Consider the following 21,311-nt stretch of genomic DNA (forward strand, 5'->3'; position numbering starts at 1 on the left):
GAAGAAGACAACGAGGAGCAGCATCATGAATCAGCAACGTTTGGCCCCGTCGTTCGCGCTCCGAGTCTGGCGCGCTCCGCTCACCGCGTTGGCCGCCGCGTGCGCGCTCGCGGCGTGCGGCGGCAGCGGCGTGAGCGCGCCGCCGTCGGCCAGCAACGGCGGCACGCCGTCGACCACGACCTCAGGCTCGGGCTCCGGCTCGACGCAAACCGCAACCGGCACCCCGGGCGTGGTGAGCACGCTTGGCAAAACCACGACGGATCTCGGCAACACGATCGGCTCGACCAGCGTGCCGGGCCTCGGCGGCGGCGTCTCGCAAGGCGTCGGCGCGACGCTCGGCAGCACTGGCGGCATTCTGACGGCCGCGGCCGATGCCGTCAGCAACGGCCTGGGGCAGACCGGCTCCACGCCGAATCCGGTCGGCACGACGGTAGCCGGGCTCGGCGGCGTCGTGAGCGCGGCAGGCGGCACGCTGCAAGGCGCGAGCCAGACGGTGCAAGCGCTCGGCACGGGCCCGCTCGCGCCGCTCGCGCCCGTCACGGCGCCCATCGCGGGCGCGCTGTCGACGGCAGCCAACGCCGTGACCGCGGGCGGCACGACCCTCGGCAACGCCCTGTCGACCGGGCCCGTCCAGCAAGCCACGCAGCCGCTCAGCGCGGCCATCACGCCGCTGTTGATCACGGCCGGCCAAGCCACGCAGACGATCGGCACGACGACGGGCGCGGGCCAACCGGTATCGGGTCTGTTGCAGCAAGTCGGCGGCGCGATCAGCTCGGCGGGTCAGCAGGTTTCCGGCTCGTCATCACAACCGCTCGCCGGCGACGCCGGCCAGCTCGTATCGGCGCTCGGCAACACCGTGACGAATGCGGGCGGCCTCGTCAATCCGGCTGCGCCGAACGGCGCGGCGCCGATTCCCGGCCTCATCACGAGCATCGTCGGCGGCACCACGGCGAGCGTCGCGAGCGGCACCGGCTCGAGCGCCAGCGCGCCACTCAGCAATCCGCTGAACGGCGCGCTGTCCACGCTCGGCGGCGCGGCGCCCGGCGGCTCGAGCAACCCGCTCGCGCCCATCACGGGCGCCATTGGCGGCGCAAGCGGCGGCGGCAACCCGCTTGCGCCCGTCTCCGGCCTGCTCAATACCGTCACGAGCACGCTGACGGGCGCGGCGGCATCACCCGGCAGTTCCACCGGCCTGCTCGCGCCCGTCACAGGCCAGCTCGGTTCGCTCGGAAGTATCGGCGGCATCGGCAATAAGTAATCCGAAATACCGCGCGCGGGTGCAAACGCGCGCGGCGTCGTTCCGGCGCCACCGGAACGACGGCATGCCGCGATACGCGGCGCACGGGGCACGACGCGCCGCGTATCGACACTAGAAGATCAGAAGCAGGACGGCCTACGAGGAGTCACCATGAAATCCAGACAAGAATCTTGGATGCTCGCGCTCGCGCTCGCCGCGACGGCCGGCATCGCGCACGCGCAAACGCGCTCGGGCGGCAATCCGCTTGAAGCCTTGCCGCAGATCAACACCCCGCAACGGCCCAGCGTCACCGTGCAAGTCACGCCGCAGGAGCAACAGATACAAACGTTGCTCGCCCGCCATTTGACGCCGACTTCGTTCCAGGTCGAAGGCGTGAAGTCGATTCCGTTTGCCGAAATCTCGCAACGCTTCACACCGCTCGTGGGCCGCGACATCACGATCGGCCAATTGATCGAAACGGCCAACGGCGTGACGAAGCTGTATCAGGATCGCGGCTATGCGCTGTCGTTCGCGTTCATTCCCGCGCAGACGTTCGAAGGCGGCGTGGTGCGCGTGACGGTGGTCGAAGGCTACGTGTCGAATGTGAAAATCACCGGCAGGCCCGGCGCAATGGAGCCGAAGATTCGCGCGATCGCCGCGCACATCACCGACGACCGGCCGCTGCACCGCGCGACGTTCGAGCGTTACGTCAACACGTTCGGGCTGCTGCCGGGCCTGAGCGTGAAGGCGAACGTCGCGCCGCCGCAGAACACCGACGGCGCAACGACGCTCGAGTTGAACGTCGATCGCAAGCCGTTCAACGTGAGCGCCGGACTCAACACGAGCAATCCCGGTCTGCAAGGGCTCTTCACGGTAACCGAGAACGGGCTCACGTCGCTCGGCGAGCAGCTGAGCCTTTCCGCCCTGTTCCCGAAAGGCCCGAACGATCAAACCTACGTGGCGTTCAGCGGCGCCGTGCCGATCGGCAGCAACGGGCTCGTCACGCGCGTCGACGCGAGCCATTATCACGGCAATCCGTCGGTCGATCAGACGGCGCTGCCGGACGTGCAGCGCACCGTCATCAACGATAAGCTCGGTCTATCGGCGTCCTATCCGCTGATGCTCAGCAATCAGCGCAGCCTGCTGGGCACGCTGTCCGGCTACGCATCGCACAACGAAGACCGTTATCAGAACCAGCAGTCCGGCCGCTACATCGGCACGCGCTCGCAAGTGCGCGTGCTGCAAATGCAGCTCGATTACGCCAACGTGCAGCCCAAGCAGGTCCAACGCATCAGCTTCAATGTCGCCAAGGCGTTCGATATCCTGGGCGCGTCGAAATCGGGCATCACGAACGTGCCGGGCATCTCGGCGCTGAATCCGGTTTCGACGACGTTCTGGCGCACCGGCGCGAGCTTCGTGCAAACGAACGAATGGCCGCTCAAGATCGGCACCACCGTGCAGCTCACGGGCCAGTACAGCCCCGATTCGCTGCCGACGAGCGAGCAGATCTCGTTCGGCGCGCAGCGCTTCGCGCTCGGCTACGAGCCGGGCGAAACGTCGGGCGATTCAGGCTGGGGCGCGTCGTTCGAAATCAATCGCGCGTTCTCGCCGGGCTTCGCGTATTTGAAGACCATCACGCCGTATGTGTCGTGCGACATGGCGCGCGTGTACCTGCATTCAGGCACGCCGGTGCCGCGCAAGCTGTCGTCGGTCGGACTCGGCGTGCGGCTGACCGACAGCCATTTCTACAACCTCGATCTGTCTGTCGCGAAGCCCGTCGGCGATGCGCCGATCGAAAGCGCGTCGCGCGGCCCGCGCGTGAACGCATCGTTCTCGTATCAACTTTATTGAAGTGAAAAGCAGCACACGCGCGTGCCGACAAACCGCGGCCCGCTTCGATTAGAAGCACTTGTATCAAACGAGACATCCGGTTTCACGTATTCTCACCAGGGCTCGCGCGCATCGCCACGCAACACGGCGTGCTAGCCGCAAACCGGCAATCGACGACAACGACATTGTGTAACCCAAGGAGGAAGACATGTTCCAACTGACCCGCTCCCTGCGCTCGATCACGATCGCCGGCGCGCTCGCCCTCTGCGCGGGCGGCGCGCTCGCTCAGGCAAGCAATCCCGTCGGCGTCTGGCAGACGATCGACGATCACACCGGCAAACCGAAAGCGCTCGTGCAGATCAGCGAGGACGCGAGCGGCGAGCTGTCCGGCAAGGTCATCAAGGGGCTCGGCGAGAACGATACGCCGGATCGCCGCTGTACTGCGTGCACCGACGAGCGCAAGGACCAGCTCATCAAAGGCATGACGATCATCAAGGCGATGAAGAAGGAAGGCGATCACTGGGACGGCGGCAACATCCTCGACCCGGAAAACGGCAAGGTCTACAAGTGCAAGATGTCGCTCGAAGACGGCGGCCAGAAGCTCGTCGTGCGCGGCTATATCGGCGTGTCGCTGCTCGGCCGCTCGCAGACCTGGATCCGCCAGCAGTAAGCAAGCGCCAAACCCGCGTGCCGCACGCGGCCAGAAGACAGCCGGCCCGCGAGGCCGCGAGGCCGGCTTTTCCGTCGATGCGGTCAAACGCTTCGCTGCGCCCAATCGAGCCCGAGCCGATTCGAGCCTCCGGATCAAGCCGGCGAGCATGATGACGCAGTACGTCCGGCGCCACGATGCCGGGCGCTTCAACGCCCTTCGTGCTCGGACGCATGCCGCATGCGCAGGGCCATTTGCTCGCACCAGTCCTTGCTGTCGACGCCGAACAGCTCAGTCAGCACGCGCTCGAGCGCGCCGGACTCGTACCACGCCTTGAAACGGCGATGGCAGGTCTGATAAGCAGGAAAGCGGCTCGGCATCGCCGACCAGTTCGCGCCGCTGTAGATCACCCACAGCACGCCGTTGAGGACCGCGCGTGTATCGGCGGGCGGCCGGCCGCGCAATTCCTTGCGCGAATGCCACTCGGTCAGCAAGGCGGCGACGCGCTGCCACTGTTCATCGGAGATGTCGTGATACGGCGTCATGGCTGTCTCCGCTCGGGACGAATATGACGCAACGATATCGAGATCCAATCGTCGGAAATTTGACGATCATCAAAGCGGCGAAGGAAAAAAGCGGCTATCGGGATGGCGACAACATCGTCTCCCCCGCAAAGCGGCGAGGTCTAAGGACCGCCCGGATATCGCTTGAAGACGGAGGATGGAGACATGCCACGCATCAGCGTGTCGCGGCACGGCATGTTCGCGGATCTGGGTCCGCCGGCAGTGAGCGCAAGACTGCGCGTCGCGCCGCTCGCGTGGTCGGAAAACGCTGAAAATGCTGCCTTGCGCCTGCGCGCAAGACAAGCGTCGTTATCCGATCGGCCGTCGTCGGCGGCGGCCAAGCCACGATTGACCACACCGTGGCCGAAGCCGCCTAATGAAGGCGCCGAAATCGACGCCGGTTTTTTATGCAGCCTGTTCGAGCGCAGGTACGGGTTCGTGACGCGGCACGCTGGGCGACGACGGCGCGGCATTACCTGCATCGGCCGTTTTCGTGCGCAAATGCGTGCGCATACGCTGCGCCATTTGCTCGCACAAATCCTCGCTTTCGGTGCCGAACAGTTCGGCCAGCACGCGTTTAAGCGCTCCCGACTCGTGCCATGCCTTGAAACGACGGTGACAAGTCTGATAAGCAGGGAAACGGCGGGGCATCGCGGACCAATTCGCGCCGCTGTAAATTACCCACAGCACACCGTTGAGCACCGCGCGCGTATCGGCGAGCGGCCGTCCACGCAACTCCTTGCGCGGACGCAGCTCGGGCAGTAGAGCGGCAACGCGTTGCCACTCCTCATCGGTGATGTCGTGATACGGCGTCATGAGTCTCTCCGTTCTGGAAGAACATGACACAACGATATCGAGTCGAGTTGGCGTTGAATATAAGGCGACCGAAGATTTAAGAATAGTTAATACCGAATTAACCGAAATTAACTGTTTCGCATCCTTGCCTGAACGGCCTCGCAGGCACTTATGTTGGGCAGATTACATAAATCAAATTTAATTGGGCTCAATCATTTTAATGTAAATGCCGCATCGCACCACAATTAATCGCACCAGAACAATCGAATCAGGTTAGTGAAGTATTAACCAAACGACGTGGTGTTTCGAGATATTCCTTCGATTGCATCTCGACAATGCGTGAAATCGTCCGGCTGAATTCGTTGACCATCGGCCCTTCGACATATAACGCCTGCGCAGGCACCGCCGCCGATATCAGCAGCTTGACCTTGTGGTCATACAGCACGTCGACGAGCCACGTGAAGCGGCGCGCCTCCGACGCCATCCGCGGCGACATCTGCGGCACGTCGGACAATACGATCGCATGAAAACGGCTCGCCAGCTCCAAATAGTCGTTCTGCGAGCGCGGGCCGCCGCAAAGCGTCGCGAAATCGAACCAGACCACGCCATCGGCGCGGCGCAGCGCCTTCAGCTCGCGCTTCTCGATATGCAGGATCGGGCTCTCGTCGGGCACGGCTGCAAGCTGCGCATACGCATGCCGCAGCGCGCGATCCGCCTCGGCGCCGAGCGGGGTGTGATACACCTGCACCTGCGCGAGCGTGCGCTGCCGGTAATCGACGCCCGCGTCGACGTTCAGCACGTCGAGCTTGTCCTTGAGCAGCGCGATCGCGGGCAGCATCCGGTCGCGATGCAGCCCGTCCGGATACAGATCGTCGGGCTGATAATTGGACGTCATCACGAACTGCACGCCATTGGTGAACAGCCTGTCGAGCAGGCGATACAGAATCATCGCATCGGCGATGTCCGATACATGGAACTCATCGAAGCAAATCAGGCGATAGCGCTTCGCGATCCGGCGCGCGAGCTCGTCGAGCGGATCGGCCTGCCCTTTCAGTTCCTCCAGCTCGCGATGCACTTCGCGCATGAACTCGTGGAAATGCAGCCGCGTCTTGCGCTGCACCGGCACGACCGCATAGAAGCTGTCCATCAGAAAACTCTTACCGCGCCCGACGCCGCCCCACATGTACACGCCGCGCGGCAGATCGGGGCGAATGATGAGCTTCTTGAATGCATTCGAGCGCCGCGCCTTGTATGCGACCCATTCGTCATAGCATTGTTGCAGCCGTTCGACCGCTGCGCGCTGCGCGGCATCGGACTGGTAGCCGCGCGTTCCCAGCTCGTGCTCGTAGTATTCGGTGACGTTCATCATGCAAACCGGCAAGACAAAAACAAAGGCGAGCGGAAAAACCCGCCCGCCTTCGTCGAAACAAGGCCGCCGCGCGGGCGCGAGCGCCCGCGCGCGGTATCGCGCTTAGCTGTTCAGCGAGCGCTTGTCGACGGCGAGCGCCGCCTCGCGCATCACTTCAGACAACGACGGATGCGGATGGCAGATCCGCGCGATGTCTTCGGAGGCCGCCTTGAATTCCATCGCGACCACCGCCTCGGCAATCAAATCGGACGCATTCGCCGAAATCACATGCACGCCGAGCAACTCGTCGGTCTTCGCGTCGGCGATCATCTTCACGAAGCCGTCCGGCTCGTTCATGCCGAGCGCGCGGCCGTTGATCGAGAACGGGAACTTGCCCGTCTTGATCTCGCGGCCTTCGGCCTTCAATTGCTGTTCGGTCTTGCCGACCCACGCGATTTCCGGCTGCGTGTAGATCACCCACGGAATGCAGTTGTAGTCGATATGCGGCTTCTGGCCGTCGATCACCTCCGCCACCAGCACGCCCTCGTCTTCCGCCTTGTGCGCAAGCATCGGACCGCGCACCACGTCGCCGATCGCGTAGACGTTCGGCACCGCGGTACGGCAGTGGTCGTCGACGTCGATGAAGCCGCGCTCGTTCGCCGTGAGGCCGATCGCCTCGAGGCCGAGCCCGTCGGTGTTTGGCACGCGACCGACCGACACGATCAGGCGGTCCGCATCGAGCGTCTGCGCGTTGCCGTCCTTATCGGTGTACGCGATCGATACGCCGTCCGCGCTCGTCTTCACGTCGCCGATTTTCACGCCGAGATGAATGTCGAGGCCCTGCTTCTTGAAGAGCTTCGCCGCCTCCTTCGCGAGCGCCTCGTCGGCCGCGCCGAGAAATGCCGGCAGCGCTTCGAGCACCGTCACCTCGGCGCCCAGGCGCCGCCACACCGAGCCGAGTTCGAGGCCGATCACGCCCGCGCCGATCACCGCGAGCTTCTTCGGCACCGATTCGAACGACAGCGCGCCCTCGTTGTCCGAGACGATCCGGTTGTCGACCGGGATGCCCGGCAGATGGCGCGCCTTCGAGCCCGTCGCGATGATCACATGCTTTGCGGTGACGGCTTCGGTTTCGCCCTCGCCGCTCACCTCGATCGTGACGCCCGCGTCGGTCTTGCCCGTGAACTTGCCGTGGCCCTTGAGCCACGTGATCTTGTTCTTCTTGAACAGGAACTCGATGCCGCCCGTCATCTTTTCGACGATCGCATTCTTGCGCGCGAGCATCTTCGCGACATCGATCTTCACGTCGCCGACCGTAATGCCGTGATCGGCAAGATGATGCGACGTTTTCTCGAACTCCTCCGACGACGCGAGCAGCGCCTTCGACGGAATGCAGCCGACGTTCAGGCAGGTGCCGCCCAATTTCAGCGCGCCCGCCGGGTTCTTCCATTTTTCGATACAGGCAACCGTTTTGCCCAATTGAGCGGCGCGGATCGCGGCGATATAGCCGCCAGGGCCGGCGCCGATCACGACGACGTCAAATTCCTTCGACATGACAATCCTTTGTTCTGGCTGCGGCGCGCCGAACGGCGCTCCCGTTGTCCGGAGCCCGCGGGCAGCCGCAGCGGTTCAATGCGAAAAAGCGCGTTACAGGTCGAGCAGCAGGCGCGCCGGGTCCTCGAGCGCATCCTTCATCGCGACCAGCGACAGCACCGCTTCGCGGCCGTCGATGATCCGGTGGTCATACGACAGCGCGAGGTAGTTGATCGGACGGATCACGATCTGGCCGTTCTCGACGACCGGACGCTCCTTCGTCGCATGCACGCCGAGGATTGCCGACTGCGGCGGGTTGATGATCGGCGTCGACAGCATCGAGCCGAACACGCCGCCGTTCGAGATCGAGAACGTGCCGCCCGTCATTTCCTCGATCGACAGCTTGCCGTCCTTCGCCTTCTGGCCGAACTCGGCGATCTTCTTCTCGATCTCCGCGAGGCTCAGTTGATCCGCGTTGCGCAGGATCGGCACGACGAGGCCGCGCGGCGAGCCGACGGCGATGCCGATGTCGAAGTAGCCGTGATAGACGATATCGTTGCCGTCGATCGACGCGTTCACGAGCGGGAACTTCTTCAGCGCATGCACGGCCGCCTTCACGAAGAACGACATGAAGCCGAGCTTCACGCCGTGTTCCTTCTCGAACTTGTCCTTGTACTTCGCGCGCAGATCCATCACCGGCTGCATGTTGACTTCGTTGAACGTCGTCAGGATCGCGTTGGTCTGCTGCGATTCGAGCAGACGCTCGGCGATCCGCGCGCGCAGGCGCGACATCGGCACGCGTTGCTCCGGACGGTCGTTGAGCCACGTCGTCGCCGACGCCGGCACCTTCACGTCCGGCAACGCCGGCTTGCGTGCGGCAGCCGGCGCGGCGGGCGCGGCGGCAGCAGGCGCGGCCTTCGCCGGCGCGGCGCCGGCGGCGAGCGCGTCGCCCTTCGTGATGCGGCCGTCGCGGCCCGAGCCCGCGACCTGGGCCGCGTCGAGCCCCTTCTCCGCGAGCAGTTTTGCAGCGGCAGGCGATGCGGCCGCCGAGCTCGACGCAACGGCAGCCGGCTGCGCAGCCGCCGCCGCGGCGGGCTGAACGTCGGCGGTGCCTGCCGCGGCGGCAGCGGTGCCGGCCTTCGCCTCGGTATCGATCGTCGCGATCACCTGATCGGCGACAACCGTGTCACCGTCGTTCTGCAGCACTTGCGACAGCACGCCCGCCGCGGGTGCGGGCACCTCGAGCACGACCTTGTCGGTTTCGAGTTCGATCAGAATTTCGTCTTGCGCGACGGCTTCGCCGGGCTTCTTCTTCCACTGCAGCATGGTGGCTTCCGAAACCGACTCCGAAAGCTGGGGGACTTTGACTTCTACGATAGCCATGTGATTTTCCTGGATGCTTAATCTGGGTAACGACGAGACGCTTGCGAACGCCGCCCGGCGGCGGCGCGCTCGAACGCGTTCGTTTGTTCGAGCGCACGCGGCCGGCCGCGCACGCAGGGTGCGCGACGCGCCCCTGCGTGCCGCAACGTCTGTTATTTCACGATCGATGCGCTCTTCAAGCGGCCGAATGCGCCCTCGACGAGGGCCTTCTGCTGCTCGTAGTGCTTCGCGTAATAGCCGACAGCCGGAGAGGCGGAAGCCGGGCGGCCGCTGTACGCGAGCTTCTGCCCTTCCTTCAAGCCTTCCTTCAGGTGGTGTTCGATGTAGAACCACGGGCCCTGATTTTGCGGCTCGTCCTGCACCCAGACCACTTCCGTCACGTTCTCGTACTTCTTCAGTTCAGCCTCGAACTGCTTGTGCGCGAACGGATAAAGCTGCTCGATACGCACGATCGCGACGTCGTTCGCTTTCGCTTCGCGACGATGCGCGACGAGGTCGTAATACACGCGGCCCGAGCAGACGATCACGCGCTTGACCTTCTTCGCGTCGATGCTGTCGTCGACTTCGCCCAGCACCGGCTGGAACGAACCCTTCGCGAGTTCCGACAGATCCGACACCGCCTCCTTGTGACGCAGCAGCGACTTCGGCGTGAACACGATGAGCGGCTTGCGGAACAGGCGGATCATCTGGCGGCGCAGCAGGTGGAAGATCTGCGCGGGCGTCGTCGGCTGAACGACTTGCATGTTGTGCTCCGCGCAAAGCTGCAGATAGCGCTCGATGCGCGCCGACGAATGCTCCGGCCCCTGGCCTTCATAGCCGTGCGGCAGCAGCATCGTGAGCCCCGACACGCGGCCCCACTTCACTTCGCCCGACGAGATGAACTGGTCGATCACCACCTGCGCGCCGTTTGCGAAATCGCCGAACTGCGCTTCCCATGCGACGAGCGTATTCGGCTCCGCGGTCGAGTAGCCGTATTCGAAGCCGAGCACAGCTTCCTCGGACAGCACCGAGTCGATCACCGTGAACTTCGCCTGGCCTTCGGCGATGTTCTGCAGCGGCACGTATGTTCCGTCGTTCCAGCGTTCGCGGTTTTGGTCGTGCAGCACCGCATGACGGTGCGTGAACGTGCCGCGGCCGGAATCCTGGCCGGTCAGACGCACCGCATAGCCCGATGCGACCAGCGATGCATACGCGAGATGCTCGCCCATGCCCCAGTCGAGCGGCTGCTCGCCGCGCGCCATGTTGCGGCGATCGTTGATCACGCGCTCGACGAGCGGGTGAACCTTGAAATTCTCCGGCACCGTCGTAATGCGCTCGCCCAGGCGCTTGAGTTCGGCGAGCGGCACCGCGGTGTCCGCCGCATCCGTCCATTTGCGGTTCAGGAACGGCATCCAGTCGACCGCGTACTTGCTCTTGTAGTTCGACAGCACCGGATCGACCGTGTGATGGCCGTCGTCCATCGCCTTGCGGTACGCCTTCACATAGCCATCCGCTTCTTCGGCGGTGATCACGCCTTGCTGGACCAGTTTCTCCGCGTACAGCGCGCGCGTGCCCGGATGCTGCGCGATCTTCTTGTACATCAGCGGCTGCGTGACGGCCGGCGTGTCCTGCTCGTTGTGGCCGAGCTTGCGGAAGCAGACGATGTCGATCACGACATCCTTGTGGAACTGCATCCGGTAGTCGATCGCGATCTGCGTCGCGAGCACGACGGCCTCCGGATCGTCGCCATTCACGTGCAGCACCGGCGCTTCGATCATCTTGACGACGTCGGTGCAATACAGCGTCGAGCGCGCGTCGCGCGGGTCCGACGTCGTGAAGCCGATCTGATTGTTGATGACGATGTGCAGCGTGCCGTGCGTGCCGTAGCCGCGCGTCTGCGCGAGATTCAGCGTCTCCATCACGACGCCCTGACCCGCGAACGCCGCGTCGCCGTGAATCTGCACCGGCAGCACCTGCAGGCCGTCCGCGTCGCCGCGACGGTCCATCCGCGCCTTCGCCGAGCCCTCGACGACCGGGTTGACGATTTCCAGGTGCGACGGGTTGAACGCGAGCGACAAGTGAACCGGGCCGCCTTCCGTCGCGATGTCCGACGAGAAGCCCTTGTGATACTTCACGTCGCCCGCCGGCAGATCGTCGACGTGCTTGCCTTCGAATTCGGCGAACAGATCAGCCGGCATCTTGCCGAGCGTGTTCACGAGCACGTTCAGACGGCCGCGGTGCGCCATCCCGATCACGATCTCCTGCACGCCCTTCGAGCCCGCGTGCTGCACCACCTCGTCCATCGACGCGATGAAGCTCTCGCCGCCTTCGAGCGAGAAGCGCTTCTGGCCGACGTACTTCGTGTGCAAATAGCGCTCGAGGCCTTCGGCGGCCGTCAAGCGGTTCAGGATGTGTTTCTTCTTGTCGGCCGAGAAATTCGGCGTCGCGCGGATCGATTCGAGGCGCTCCTGCCACCAGCGCTTCTGCTCCGGATCGCTGAGATACATGTACTCAGCGCCGATCGTGCCGCAATACGTGTCGCGCAGGCCCTTCACGATATCGCGCAGCGAAGCCTGCTCGAACCCGAAATACAGGTTGCTCGCGCTGAACGTCTGGTCGAGATCGGCTTCGGAGAAATCGTAGAACGCGGGTTCCAGCTCGGGAATCGCGGGACGCTCGCGGCGCTTCAGGGGATCGAGGTTGGCCCATTGCGAGCCGAGGAAGCGATAGGCGCTGATGAGCGTCTGAACGTGGACTTGCTTGCGGGCGGTAGCCAAATTGCTGCCGCTTTCGCGCGGAATGAAGGCATTGGCCTTCGCGCGCTGCGCGAATGATTCGACGATCGGGTTATGGGCCACGTCGCTCGCGTTGGAACCATCTGTCGCGGGGACGTTTTGCAGTGCGTCGAAATATTCGCGCCAATTGTCGGGGACCGACGCCGGATTATCCAGATAGGCTTCGTACAGTTCTTCAACATACGAAGCGTTGCCGCCGAACAAATACGAGTTCAGCTGGAACTGCTTCATTACATCTGACATTTGACGCTCACCTTTCTTCGAGCTTCTCGAGAAATAGCGGGTTACTCAACCTTCCGCGACACGGCCTGACCGTTTAGCGGATTGCGCGAATCAAGTCTTGCTTGGAAGGACCTAAAACTTGCGTGCGCGCAGCATATCACAAAACCCTTGTGTCAAGCGGGGAGACAAAGAGGCCGAAAGCCCGTCGTGACGGGCTTTCGCACGGTTTCGCACAGATTGCGTCGGCTGTGCGCAACAGAGTTTTTCCGGGGAACGGACGGATCTTGCCGAGCGCGCAAAAAAGCCGCCCGAGACAACGGCCTCGGGCGGCTTGGCGGCATGCGGGCGGCGATGCGGCGTCACGCGCAGCGTGCGCGCGCGACGCACGCGCCGCCACGACGGGCGCGGCTTACTCGACCGCGTTTTCGCGGCTCGCGCGGCGGCGCTCGTGCTCCTTCAAGTGGCGCTTGCGCAGACGGATCGACTGCGGCGTCACCTCGACGAGTTCGTCGTCGTCGATGAATTCGACCGCGTATTCGAGCGACATCTGAATCGGCGGCACGAGACGCACCGCCTCATCGGTGCCCGATGCGCGCACGTTCGTCAATTGCTTGCCCTTGATCGGATTGACGACGAGATCGTTGTCGCGGCTGTGAATGCCGATGATCATGCCTTCGTACAGCGCGTCGCCCGGCTTCACGAACATGCGGCCGCGATCCTGCAGCTTCCACAGCGCATACGCCACCGCCGCGCCGTCGTCCTGCGAAATCAGCACGCCGTTGCGGCGCTCGCCGACCGAGCCTTCCTTGACGGGCGCATACGAATCGAAGATGTGGCTCATCAGGCCGGTGCCGCGCGTAAGCGTCAAGAATTCGCTCTGAAAACCGATCAGCCCGCGCGCCGGAATCCGGTACTCAAGGCGCGTGCGGCCGCGCCCGTCCGACACCATATCGAGCATCTCGCCCTTGCGGCGGCCCAGTTCCTCCATCACGCCGCCCTGATGCTCGTCCTCGAGATCGACCGTCAGCAGTTCGTATGGCTCGTGCTTGACGCCGTCGATCTCCTGCATCACGACGCGCGGACGCGACACCGCAAGCTCATAGCCCTCGCGACGCATGTTCTCGACCAGGATCGTCAGATGCAGCTCGCCGCGGCCCGACACTTCGAACACCGTCTCGTCGCCCGTATCTTTCACGCGCAGCGCGACGTTGTGATTCAACTCCTTCATCAGGCGATCGCGGATCTGACGGCTCGTGACGAACTTGCCTTCGCGGCCCGCGAGCGGCGACGAGTTGACGAGAAAGTTCATCGTCAGCGTCGGCTCGTCGACCGTGATCATCGGCAGCGCTTCGGGCGCGTCCACCGCGCAGATCGTCGCACCGATGCCGACGTCCTCGATGCCGTTGATGAGCACGATATCGCCCGCCTCGGCCGATTCCACCTGCACCCGCTCGAGGCCCTTGAACGACAGCACCTGGTTGATCTTGCGGTTCAGCACCTCGCCTTGCGGCCCGAAGCGCATCGCGACCGGCTGGCCCGGCTTGATGCGTCCGCGGGTGATGCGGCCGACGCCGATCCGGCCGACGTATGTCGAGTAGTCGAGCGACGTGATCTGCAGTTGCAGCGGCGCATCCGGGTCGGCCGGACGCACCGGCACGTGCTTGAGGATTGCCTCGAACAGCGGGCGCATGTCGCCATCGCGCGCGGCCGCATCGAGCGACGCGTAACCGTTCAGGCCCGATGCATAAACGATCGGGAAGTCGAGCTGCTCCTCGGTCGCGCCGAGCTTGTCGAACAGGTCGAACGTCTGGTTGATCACCCAGTCGATCCGCGCGCCCGGGCGGTCGATCTTGTTGATGACGACGATCGGCTTCAGGCCGAGCGCCAGCGCCTTTTTCGTGACGAAGCGCGTCTGCGGCATCGGTCCCTCCACCGCATCGACGAGCAGCAACACCGAATCGACCATCGACAGCACGCGCTCGACCTCGCCGCCGAAATCCGCGTGCCCCGGCGTGTCGACGATATTGATGTGCGTGCCCTCATATTCGACCGCGCAGTTCTTCGCGAGAATCGTGATTCCGCGCTCCTTTTCGATGTCGTTCGAATCCATCACCCGTTCGGCGATCTGCTGATTCTCGCGGAAGGTGCCGGACTGGCGAAGCAGTTGATCGACGAGCGTCGTCTTGCCGTGGTCGACGTGAGCGATGATGGCGATGTTGCGAAGGGCGCGGGTCATAGAAACCTGGATACGAAGGAAACGCGCAAACGCGCGCGCATCGGGCGATGCGCGCGCGTTTGCATCTTTGGAAAGCCTCAAATTATAGCACGCCGGCATGTCGCCCACCCCACCGGGGCCGCGCCGCGGCACGGCGGCCGCGCGCCGCCCGATGAACCCACTTGCAGCAGGGCTATTTTTGCGCGTCAGCGGATGAATTCGGCTTCGATTAATATTTGCCGCAGCAATTATCTGGGCCTATAATGCTGCCTAGTCAATTATTGTAGTCTCAGGGAACTTATGGCGGACCCTTCTCCTTCGTTCGACCGCGAGCTGTTCGAGTATCAGATGAACGATAGCGTCGGTTACCTGATGTCCCGCGTGAAATCACTGATGAGCAGCCTGATCACGCAGCGCACGCAAACCGAGCTTGGCATCACCGGCACCCAGGCGAGCATGCTGTTCAAGCTTGCCATTGGCCATTGCTCGACGGCCGCCGAACTTGCGCGCGAATTCGGCATCGATGCGAGCGCTGTCACGCGCCTGCTCGATCGCGTCGAAAAACGCGGGCTGCTGCGGCGCGTGCGCTGCAGCAACGACCGGCGGGTCGTGCGGCTCGAGCTGACCGACGAAGGGCATGCGCTCGCGAGCCGCATGCCGGCCATCTTCCGCAGCGTGCTCGATCAGGTACTCGAAGGCTTCACGCCTGAGGAAGTCGGCTTTCTGAAGAGTATGCTGCGACGCATCCTATCGAATTTCGGCGAGTGTCCGGCCGCCACCAGTACCACTATGCAACCATTGTCATAACAGGCATTTTCGACAAATAAATGTAAGGAAATCCTTGCAGTGTCCATGATCTCTTCAGAATCCGATTCCGAGTCAGGAAAATCCGCGATGAAAACCCTTCCGTTGTCCGCCAGTCGCAGCGCCATTGCCGTCGCGGCTGCCGTGCTCGTACTGTCGGGGTGCGCGAACTATTTCGGCATCAAGAGCGATAAGACGATCGCGCCGGCCACCCAATTCGAAAGCGCGCAAAGCCTACCCGCGCAGGGCGGCCGCTGGCCGACGCTCGACTGGGCGAGCCAGTTCGGCGATCCTCAGTTGCCGAAGCTGATCGACGAGGCCCTAGAAGGCAATCCGACGATCGCGCAAGCGCAGGCGCGCATCGCGCAGGCGTCGTCGTATATCGAATCGTCGCGCTCGGCGCTGCTGCCGCGCGCGGACCTCAAGTATTCGTGGACCCGCGAGCTGTACTCCGGCAACGGCCTGTTTCCGCCGCCCTACGGGGGCCAGTGGTACAGCGAAAACAACGTGCTCGCGAGCGCGTCCTGGGAGCTTGATCTGTGGGGCAAGAATCGCGCGCGCCTGAATGCAGCCGTGTCGCAGGAAAAGGCCGCGCAAGCCGACATGCAGCAGGCGCGCGTCACCCTCGCGACCTCGGTCGCGCGCACCTACAACCAGCTCGCGCAACTCTATGCGCAGCGCGACATCGCCTCGCGCGAGATCGGCAACCGCCAGTCGGTCGGCAAGATCACTGACGATCGCGTCGGCGCCGGCCTCGATACGAATGTCGAGCGCCAAACCGCGCGCGGCAATGTCGCGACGAGCCAGGCAACGCTGTCCGATCTCGACGGCCAGATCACCGCCACGCGCTATCAGCTCGCCGCGCTGCTCGGCAAAGGCCCCGATCGCGGGCTGCAGATCGCGGCGCCCGTGCTGAGTCCGGGCGACGTGGTCGCGCTGCCGGACAACCTGCCCGCCGATCTCGTGTCGCGCCGGCCGGATATCGTCGCCGCGCGCTGGCAGGTCGAAGCGGCGCTGCACGACGTCAAGGAAGCGAAGGCCGAGTTCTACCCGGACATCAACCTCGCCGCGGGCTTCGGCTTCGATGCGTTCGGCTGGGGCAAATTCCTGAATTTCGCGAGCCGTCAGGCGCAAATCGGCCCGGCGATCCATCTGCCGCTGTTCGACGCGGGCGCGTTGCGCGCGCAGTTGAAAGGCCGCTACGCGGACTTCGATTTGAGCGTCGCCAACTACAACCAGGCGATCGTCAACGCGCTGTCCGACGTCGCGACCCACGTCTCGTCGATCCGCGCGATCGACGCGCAAATGGGCGACGCGCAGCGCGCGCTCGATGCGTCGACACGTGCATACGAACTCGCGGTGATCCGCTACAAGGCGGGCCTGTCGCCGCAGTTGCAGGTGCTGAACGCGGACAGCAGCCGGCTCGCCGCCGAACAGACGGTGACGAACCTGAAGATGCGCCGCCGCGATCTGCAAATCGGCCTCGTGAAGGCGCTTGGCGGCGGCTTTGACGCGGCCGGTTCGCGGCTCGCCGCGCCCGCGCCGTCTGCCGCGCCCGCGCCGGCCGCGAAACCGGCCGATGCGCAGCAGGCATCGAACTAAAGCCGGCCGACTCCAGATCGACGACTCTCGAAAACCACCCGCTTTAAATCAAGGACGGAGAACTCGCCATGAGCGACCCACAACAAAACGCGGCAGCGAGCACACAGCCGCAGAACAACGGCAAGCGCAAGCGGATGATGACGCTGCTCATTGCCGTGATCGTGATCGCCGCGATTGCCTATGGGCTTTACTATTTCCTCGTCGCGCGCTTCCACGAAACGACCGACGACGCATACGTGAACGGCAACGTGGTGCAGATCACCCCGCAGGTGACCGGCACCGTGATCGCGGTGAAGGCGGACGACACGCAGACAGTCAATGCCGGCACCCCGCTCGTCGTGCTCGATCCGGCCGATTCGCAAGTCGCGCTGCAGCAGGCCGAGGCGAATCTCGCGCAAACCGTGCGCCAGGTGCGCGGCCTGTTCGTCAACGACGATCAATATCGCGCGCAAGTCGCGCTGCGCCAGTCCGATCTGTCGAAGGCGCAGGACGACCTGCGCCGCCGGCTCGCGATCGCGCAGACGGGTGCCGTGTCGCAAGAAGAAATTTCGCATGCGCGCGATGCGGTGAAAGCCGCTCAAGCGTCGCTCGACGCCGCGCAGCAGCAGCTCGCGTCGAACCGCGCGCTGACCGCGAACACGACGATCGCCAATCATCCGAACGTGCTCGCCGCCGCCGCGAAGGTCCGCGACGCGTATTTGAACAACGCGCGCAACACGCTGCCCGCGCCCGTCACCGGCTATGTCGCGAAGCGCTCGGTGCAGGTCGGCCAGCGCGTGTCGCCGGGCACGCCGCTGATGTCGGTGGTGCCGCTCAATGCGGTGTGGGTGGACGCGAATTTCAAGGAAGTGCAATTGAAGCATATGCGGATCGGCCAACCGGTCGAGCTGACGGCCGATATCTACGGCTCGTCGGTCAAGTACCAAGGCAAGGTGGTCGGCTTCTCGGCGGGCACGGGCGCGGCGTTCTCGCTGCTGCCCGCGCAGAACGCGACGGGTAACTGGATCAAGGTCGTGCAACGCCTGCCGGTGCGCATCGAGCTCGATCCCAAGCAGTTGAAGGACCATCCGCTGCGCATCGGCCTGTCGATGCAAGTCGACGTCGACATCAAGGACGAAAGCGGCGGCCAGCTCGGCAACGTGCAGAACACCGTCTACGAGACCGACGTGTTCGCGAAGTATGGCGACGAGGCGGATGCCGAGATCGCGCGCATCATCGCCGCGAACGCCGGCGGCGCGGCGGCGAGCGCGGCTCCCGCGCCGGCCGCGGCGGCGAAGACGGCCGGCAACCGTATGCCGAATCTGATGTAAACGCATGATCCGCACATTGATCCGATAACCCAGCATGGCACAGCCACAAGCTCCGTATCCCCCGCTCAAAGGCGGGCAACTCGTGCTCGGCACGATCGCGGTGTCGCTCGCCGTGTTCATGAACGTGCTCGACACGTCGATCGCGAACGTCGCGATCCCGACGATCTCGGGCGATCTCGGCGTATCGTCTGACCAAGGCACGTGGGTCATCACGTCGTTCGCGGTCGCGAACGCGATCTCCGTGCCGCTCACCGGCTGGCTCACCGAGCGCATCGGCCAGGTGCGGCTGTTTCTCGCGTCGATCATCCTGTTCGTGATCTCGTCGTGGATGTGCGGGCTCGCGCCGACGCTGCCGTTCCTGCTCGCGTCGCGCGTGCTGCAAGGCGCGGTCGCCGGGCCGATGATTCCGCTGTCGCAATCGCTGCTGCTGTCGAGCTACCCGCGCGCGAAAGCGCCGATGGCGCTCGCGCTGTGGTCGATGACGACGCTCGTCGCGCCGGTGGCCGGGCCGATTCTCGGCGGCTGGATCTCCGACAACTACACGTGGCCGTGGATTTTCTACGTGAACATCCCGGTCGGTATCGCGGCCGCGGGCGTGACGTGGATGATCTACAGCAAGCGCGAGTCGCCGGTGCGCCATGCGCCGATCGACGGCGTCGGGCTCGCGTTGCTCGTTCTCTGGGTCGGCTCGCTGCAAATCATGCTCGACAAAGGCAAGGATCTCGACTGGTTCGCATCGACGACGATCATCGTGCTCGCGCTGACCGCCGTGATCGCGTTCGCGTTCTTCGTGATCTGGGAGCTGACGGCCGAGCACCCGGTCGTCGACCTGTCGCTGTTCCGGATGCGCAATTTCACGGGTGGCACGATTTCGCTATCGGTCGGCTATGGGCTCTACTTCGGCAATCTGGTGCTGCTGCCGCTGTGGCTGCAAACGCAGATCGGCTACACCGCGACCGACGCCGGCCTCGTGATGGCGCCGGTCGGCTTCTTCGCGATCCTGCTGTCGCCGCTGACGGGCAAGATCCTGCCGCGCACCGATCCGCGCTATATCGCGACGGCGGCGTTCCTGTTCTTCGCGCTCTGCTTCTGGATGCGCTCGCGCTATACGACGGGCGTCGACGAATGGTCGCTGATGGTGCCGACCTTCATTCAGGGCATCGCGATGGCGGGCTTCTTCATTCCGCTCGTATCGATCACGCTGTCGGGCCTGCCCGGCCACCGGATTCCGGCCGCATCGGGGCTGTCGAACTTCGTGCGGATCATGTGCGGCGGCATCGGCACGTCGATCTTCCAGACCGCGTGGGATCACCGGAACAATTTCCACCACGCGCAGCTCGTCGAGCAGGCCAATCCGTACAATCCGGCATTCAACCAGGCGGTCGATCAGATGGGGCGGCTCGGCCTCACGCCGTCGCAGGCGCACGGGCTCATCAACAATCTCGCGACGCAGCAGGCCGCGCAGCTGGGCGTCAACGATCTCTTCTACATCTCGGCGGCGATTTTCGTGCTGCTGATCGGGCTCATCTGGATCACGAAGCCCGAGCGGGCGGGCGGCGGCGATTCGAGCGCCGCGGCGTCGGCGGCGCACTGAAAGACGCGGCGCGCGCCGTGTATTGCTTGTGAAAACGCCCGGCCTTCGAGCCGGGCGTTTCGTTTCACGCACACATCGCGATATTCAATCGCCGGATGGCCGAAAAGCCCCGGCGGCGCGGCTATTCGCCCGTCACGACAAGCCGCTGCGGCGCAAGCACGCCGTGAGCCGCGCGCGCGACGCCGAGCAAGCGATCGTCGCCGTCGTAGACGCGCACGCGCGCGCCGTCACCGATGTCCGGCCGCGCGGCCAGTTCGGCAAGCGGCAAACGCTGACCGTGCACAAAGCGCTCGGCGAGCGCCGCATCGAGCTTCACGCGCGGAAAAGTCGACAGCAGCGCGTCGACCGGCCGCAGCCACGCATCGCGCTCGTGCTGCGTCGCGTTCGCCAACGCATCGAGCGTCACCGCATGCTCGAGCGTCAACGCGCCGACAGCCGTGCGGCGCAGCATCGTCAGATGCCCGCCGCAGCCGAGCGCGCCGCCGAGATCCTCGGCCAGCGTGCGCACATAGGTGCCCTTGCTGCACGTCACGCGAAACGTCACGTCGGGCAGCGTGCACGACAGCATGTCGAGCGCGCGGATCGACACCGCGCGCCCCTCCCGCTCGACCGTCTGGCCGGCCCGCGCATATTCGTAAAGCGGCTTGCCGTCGCGCTTGAGCGCCGAATACATCGGCGGAACCTGCACGATATCGCCGACGAACCGCGCGAGCACCGCCTCGACATCGGCCGGCGCACAACGCACGTCGCGCGTCTCGAGCACCTCGCCTTCGGCGTCGCCCGTCGCCGTGCGCACGCCGAGACGCATCGTCGCCTCATAAGTCTTGTCGGCGTCGAGCAAATCCTGCGAGAACTTCGTCGCTTCGCCGAAACACAGCGGCAGCAACCCTGATGCGAGCGGATCGAGCGTGCCCGTGTGGCCTGCCTTCTTGGCCAGATAGAGGCGCTTGGCGCGCATCAGCGCATCGTTGCTGGACAGCCCGACCGGTTTGTCGAGCAGCAGCACGCCGTCGAGCGCACGGCGCGCGATTCGGGGGCGAGGTGAAACAGTCGTCATGGTCAACGCGCAAGAAATCGTCGCTCAATCGTCCTTCGCGCGCGTCGCGTTCGCCTCGTCGATCAGGCGCGACATCGCGACGGCCTTCTCGATCGTCTGGTCGTAATGGAAATGCAGCGTCGGCACCGTATGAATGTGCAGGCGCTTGAAAAGCAGATTGTGCAGATGGCCCGCCGCGTGATTGAGCGCTTCCTGCGTGCCGGCGGGGTCGCCCGTCAGCGTCGTGAAGAACACTTTCGCATGCGCGTAATCGGGCGTGAGTTCGACGCTCTGAATCGTCACGATCCCGATCCGCGGATCCTTCACCTCGCGCATGATCAGCTCGGACAAATCGCGCTGGATCTGATCGGCGATCTGCACGTTGCGATTGGGAGAAGTACGTTTTTTCGTCATGA

The 21,311-nt window shown here is 64.4% G+C and carries 16 protein-coding genes; 7 read left to right on the forward strand and 9 right to left on the reverse strand.

The window, feature by feature from the left end; translation table 11 throughout:
* Positions 1-25 precede the first annotated feature (25 nt).
* The 3 genes from AQ611_RS11360 (at position 26) to AQ611_RS11370 (ending at position 3,737) form a co-directional block, all read left to right on the forward strand.
* Positions 26-1,258 carry a collagen-like triple helix repeat-containing protein gene (locus tag AQ611_RS11360; protein ID WP_069234583.1) on the forward strand — a complete coding sequence of 411 codons (1,233 nt, stop codon included), beginning with the start codon at positions 26-28 and terminating at the stop codon, positions 1,256-1,258.
* Positions 1,259-1,432: 174 nt separating this feature from the next.
* The gene (locus AQ611_RS11365; RefSeq protein ID WP_180978153.1) at positions 1,433-3,088 is read left to right on the forward strand and encodes a ShlB/FhaC/HecB family hemolysin secretion/activation protein; all 1,656 of its coding nucleotides are present in this window, start codon (positions 1,433-1,435) and stop codon (positions 3,086-3,088) included.
* 187 nt (positions 3,089-3,275) lie between these two features.
* Positions 3,276-3,737, forward strand: a complete 462-nt coding sequence (locus tag AQ611_RS11370; RefSeq protein ID WP_059518495.1) for a DUF2147 domain-containing protein — start codon at positions 3,276-3,278, stop codon at positions 3,735-3,737.
* Positions 3,738-3,925: 188 nt separating this feature from the next.
* Here the strand turns inward: AQ611_RS11370 and AQ611_RS11375 are convergent, their stop codons facing one another.
* From AQ611_RS11375 to typA, 7 genes are all read right to left on the reverse strand, one after another.
* On the reverse strand, positions 3,926-4,261 hold the full coding sequence (locus tag AQ611_RS11375) for a transposase (RefSeq protein WP_102720156.1): 336 nt from the start codon (positions 4,259-4,261) through the stop codon (positions 3,926-3,928).
* A 423-nt stretch (positions 4,262-4,684) separates the two neighbouring features.
* Complete coding sequence (locus AQ611_RS11380) at positions 4,685-5,095, reverse strand: transposase (protein ID WP_059518497.1); 411 nt, start codon at positions 5,093-5,095, stop codon at positions 4,685-4,687.
* Between the two features lie 247 nt (positions 5,096-5,342).
* Complete coding sequence (gene zapE, locus AQ611_RS11385) at positions 5,343-6,440, reverse strand: cell division protein ZapE (RefSeq protein ID WP_059518658.1); 1,098 nt, start codon at positions 6,438-6,440, stop codon at positions 5,343-5,345.
* Between the two features lie 105 nt (positions 6,441-6,545).
* Positions 6,546-7,976 carry a dihydrolipoyl dehydrogenase gene (gene lpdA, locus AQ611_RS11390; protein ID WP_059518500.1) on the reverse strand — a complete coding sequence of 477 codons (1,431 nt, stop codon included), beginning with the start codon at positions 7,974-7,976 and terminating at the stop codon, positions 6,546-6,548.
* Positions 7,977-8,069: 93 nt separating this feature from the next.
* Positions 8,070-9,338, reverse strand: a complete 1,269-nt coding sequence (gene odhB / locus AQ611_RS11395; protein ID WP_069234585.1) for a 2-oxoglutarate dehydrogenase complex dihydrolipoyllysine-residue succinyltransferase — start codon at positions 9,336-9,338, stop codon at positions 8,070-8,072.
* Between the two features lie 152 nt (positions 9,339-9,490).
* On the reverse strand, positions 9,491-12,355 hold the full coding sequence (locus AQ611_RS11400) for a 2-oxoglutarate dehydrogenase E1 component (protein ID WP_059518504.1): 2,865 nt from the start codon (positions 12,353-12,355) through the stop codon (positions 9,491-9,493).
* Between the two features lie 388 nt (positions 12,356-12,743).
* Positions 12,744-14,570 carry a translational GTPase TypA gene (typA, locus tag AQ611_RS11405; RefSeq protein ID WP_059518506.1) on the reverse strand — a complete coding sequence of 609 codons (1,827 nt, stop codon included), beginning with the start codon at positions 14,568-14,570 and terminating at the stop codon, positions 12,744-12,746.
* A gap of 279 nt (positions 14,571-14,849) precedes the next feature.
* Here typA and AQ611_RS11410 point away from each other — a divergent pair, with 279 nt between their 5' ends.
* The 4 genes from AQ611_RS11410 (at position 14,850) to AQ611_RS11425 (ending at position 19,859) form a co-directional block, all read left to right on the forward strand.
* On the forward strand, positions 14,850-15,356 hold the full coding sequence (locus tag AQ611_RS11410; RefSeq protein ID WP_059518508.1) for a MarR family winged helix-turn-helix transcriptional regulator: 507 nt from the start codon (positions 14,850-14,852) through the stop codon (positions 15,354-15,356).
* A gap of 87 nt (positions 15,357-15,443) precedes the next feature.
* Entirely contained in the window at positions 15,444-16,955 is a 1,512-nt protein-coding gene (locus tag AQ611_RS11415) for an efflux transporter outer membrane subunit (protein WP_069234586.1), read from the forward strand.
* A gap of 68 nt (positions 16,956-17,023) precedes the next feature.
* The gene (locus AQ611_RS11420) at positions 17,024-18,265 is read left to right on the forward strand and encodes an HlyD/EmrA/EmrK family protein (protein ID WP_069234587.1); all 1,242 of its coding nucleotides are present in this window, start codon (positions 17,024-17,026) and stop codon (positions 18,263-18,265) included.
* Positions 18,266-18,299: 34 nt separating this feature from the next.
* Positions 18,300-19,859 (forward strand): DHA2 family efflux MFS transporter permease subunit, encoded by a 1,560-nt coding sequence (locus tag AQ611_RS11425; protein WP_059518515.1) that lies wholly within the window; start codon positions 18,300-18,302, stop codon positions 19,857-19,859.
* Between the two features lie 121 nt (positions 19,860-19,980).
* Here AQ611_RS11425 and truB read toward each other — a convergent pair whose 3' ends face one another.
* Complete coding sequence (gene truB, locus AQ611_RS11430) at positions 19,981-20,916, reverse strand: tRNA pseudouridine(55) synthase TruB (RefSeq protein WP_069234588.1); 936 nt, start codon at positions 20,914-20,916, stop codon at positions 19,981-19,983.
* 24 nt (positions 20,917-20,940) lie between these two features.
* Positions 20,941-21,309 carry a 30S ribosome-binding factor RbfA gene (gene rbfA, locus AQ611_RS11435; RefSeq protein ID WP_059518519.1) on the reverse strand — a complete coding sequence of 123 codons (369 nt, stop codon included), beginning with the start codon at positions 21,307-21,309 and terminating at the stop codon, positions 20,941-20,943.
* Between the last annotated feature and the right edge of the window lie 2 nt (positions 21,310-21,311).

The organism is Burkholderia singularis, from assembly GCF_001718875.1.
GTDB classification, from domain to species: Bacteria; Pseudomonadota; Gammaproteobacteria; order Burkholderiales; family Burkholderiaceae; genus Burkholderia; species Burkholderia singularis.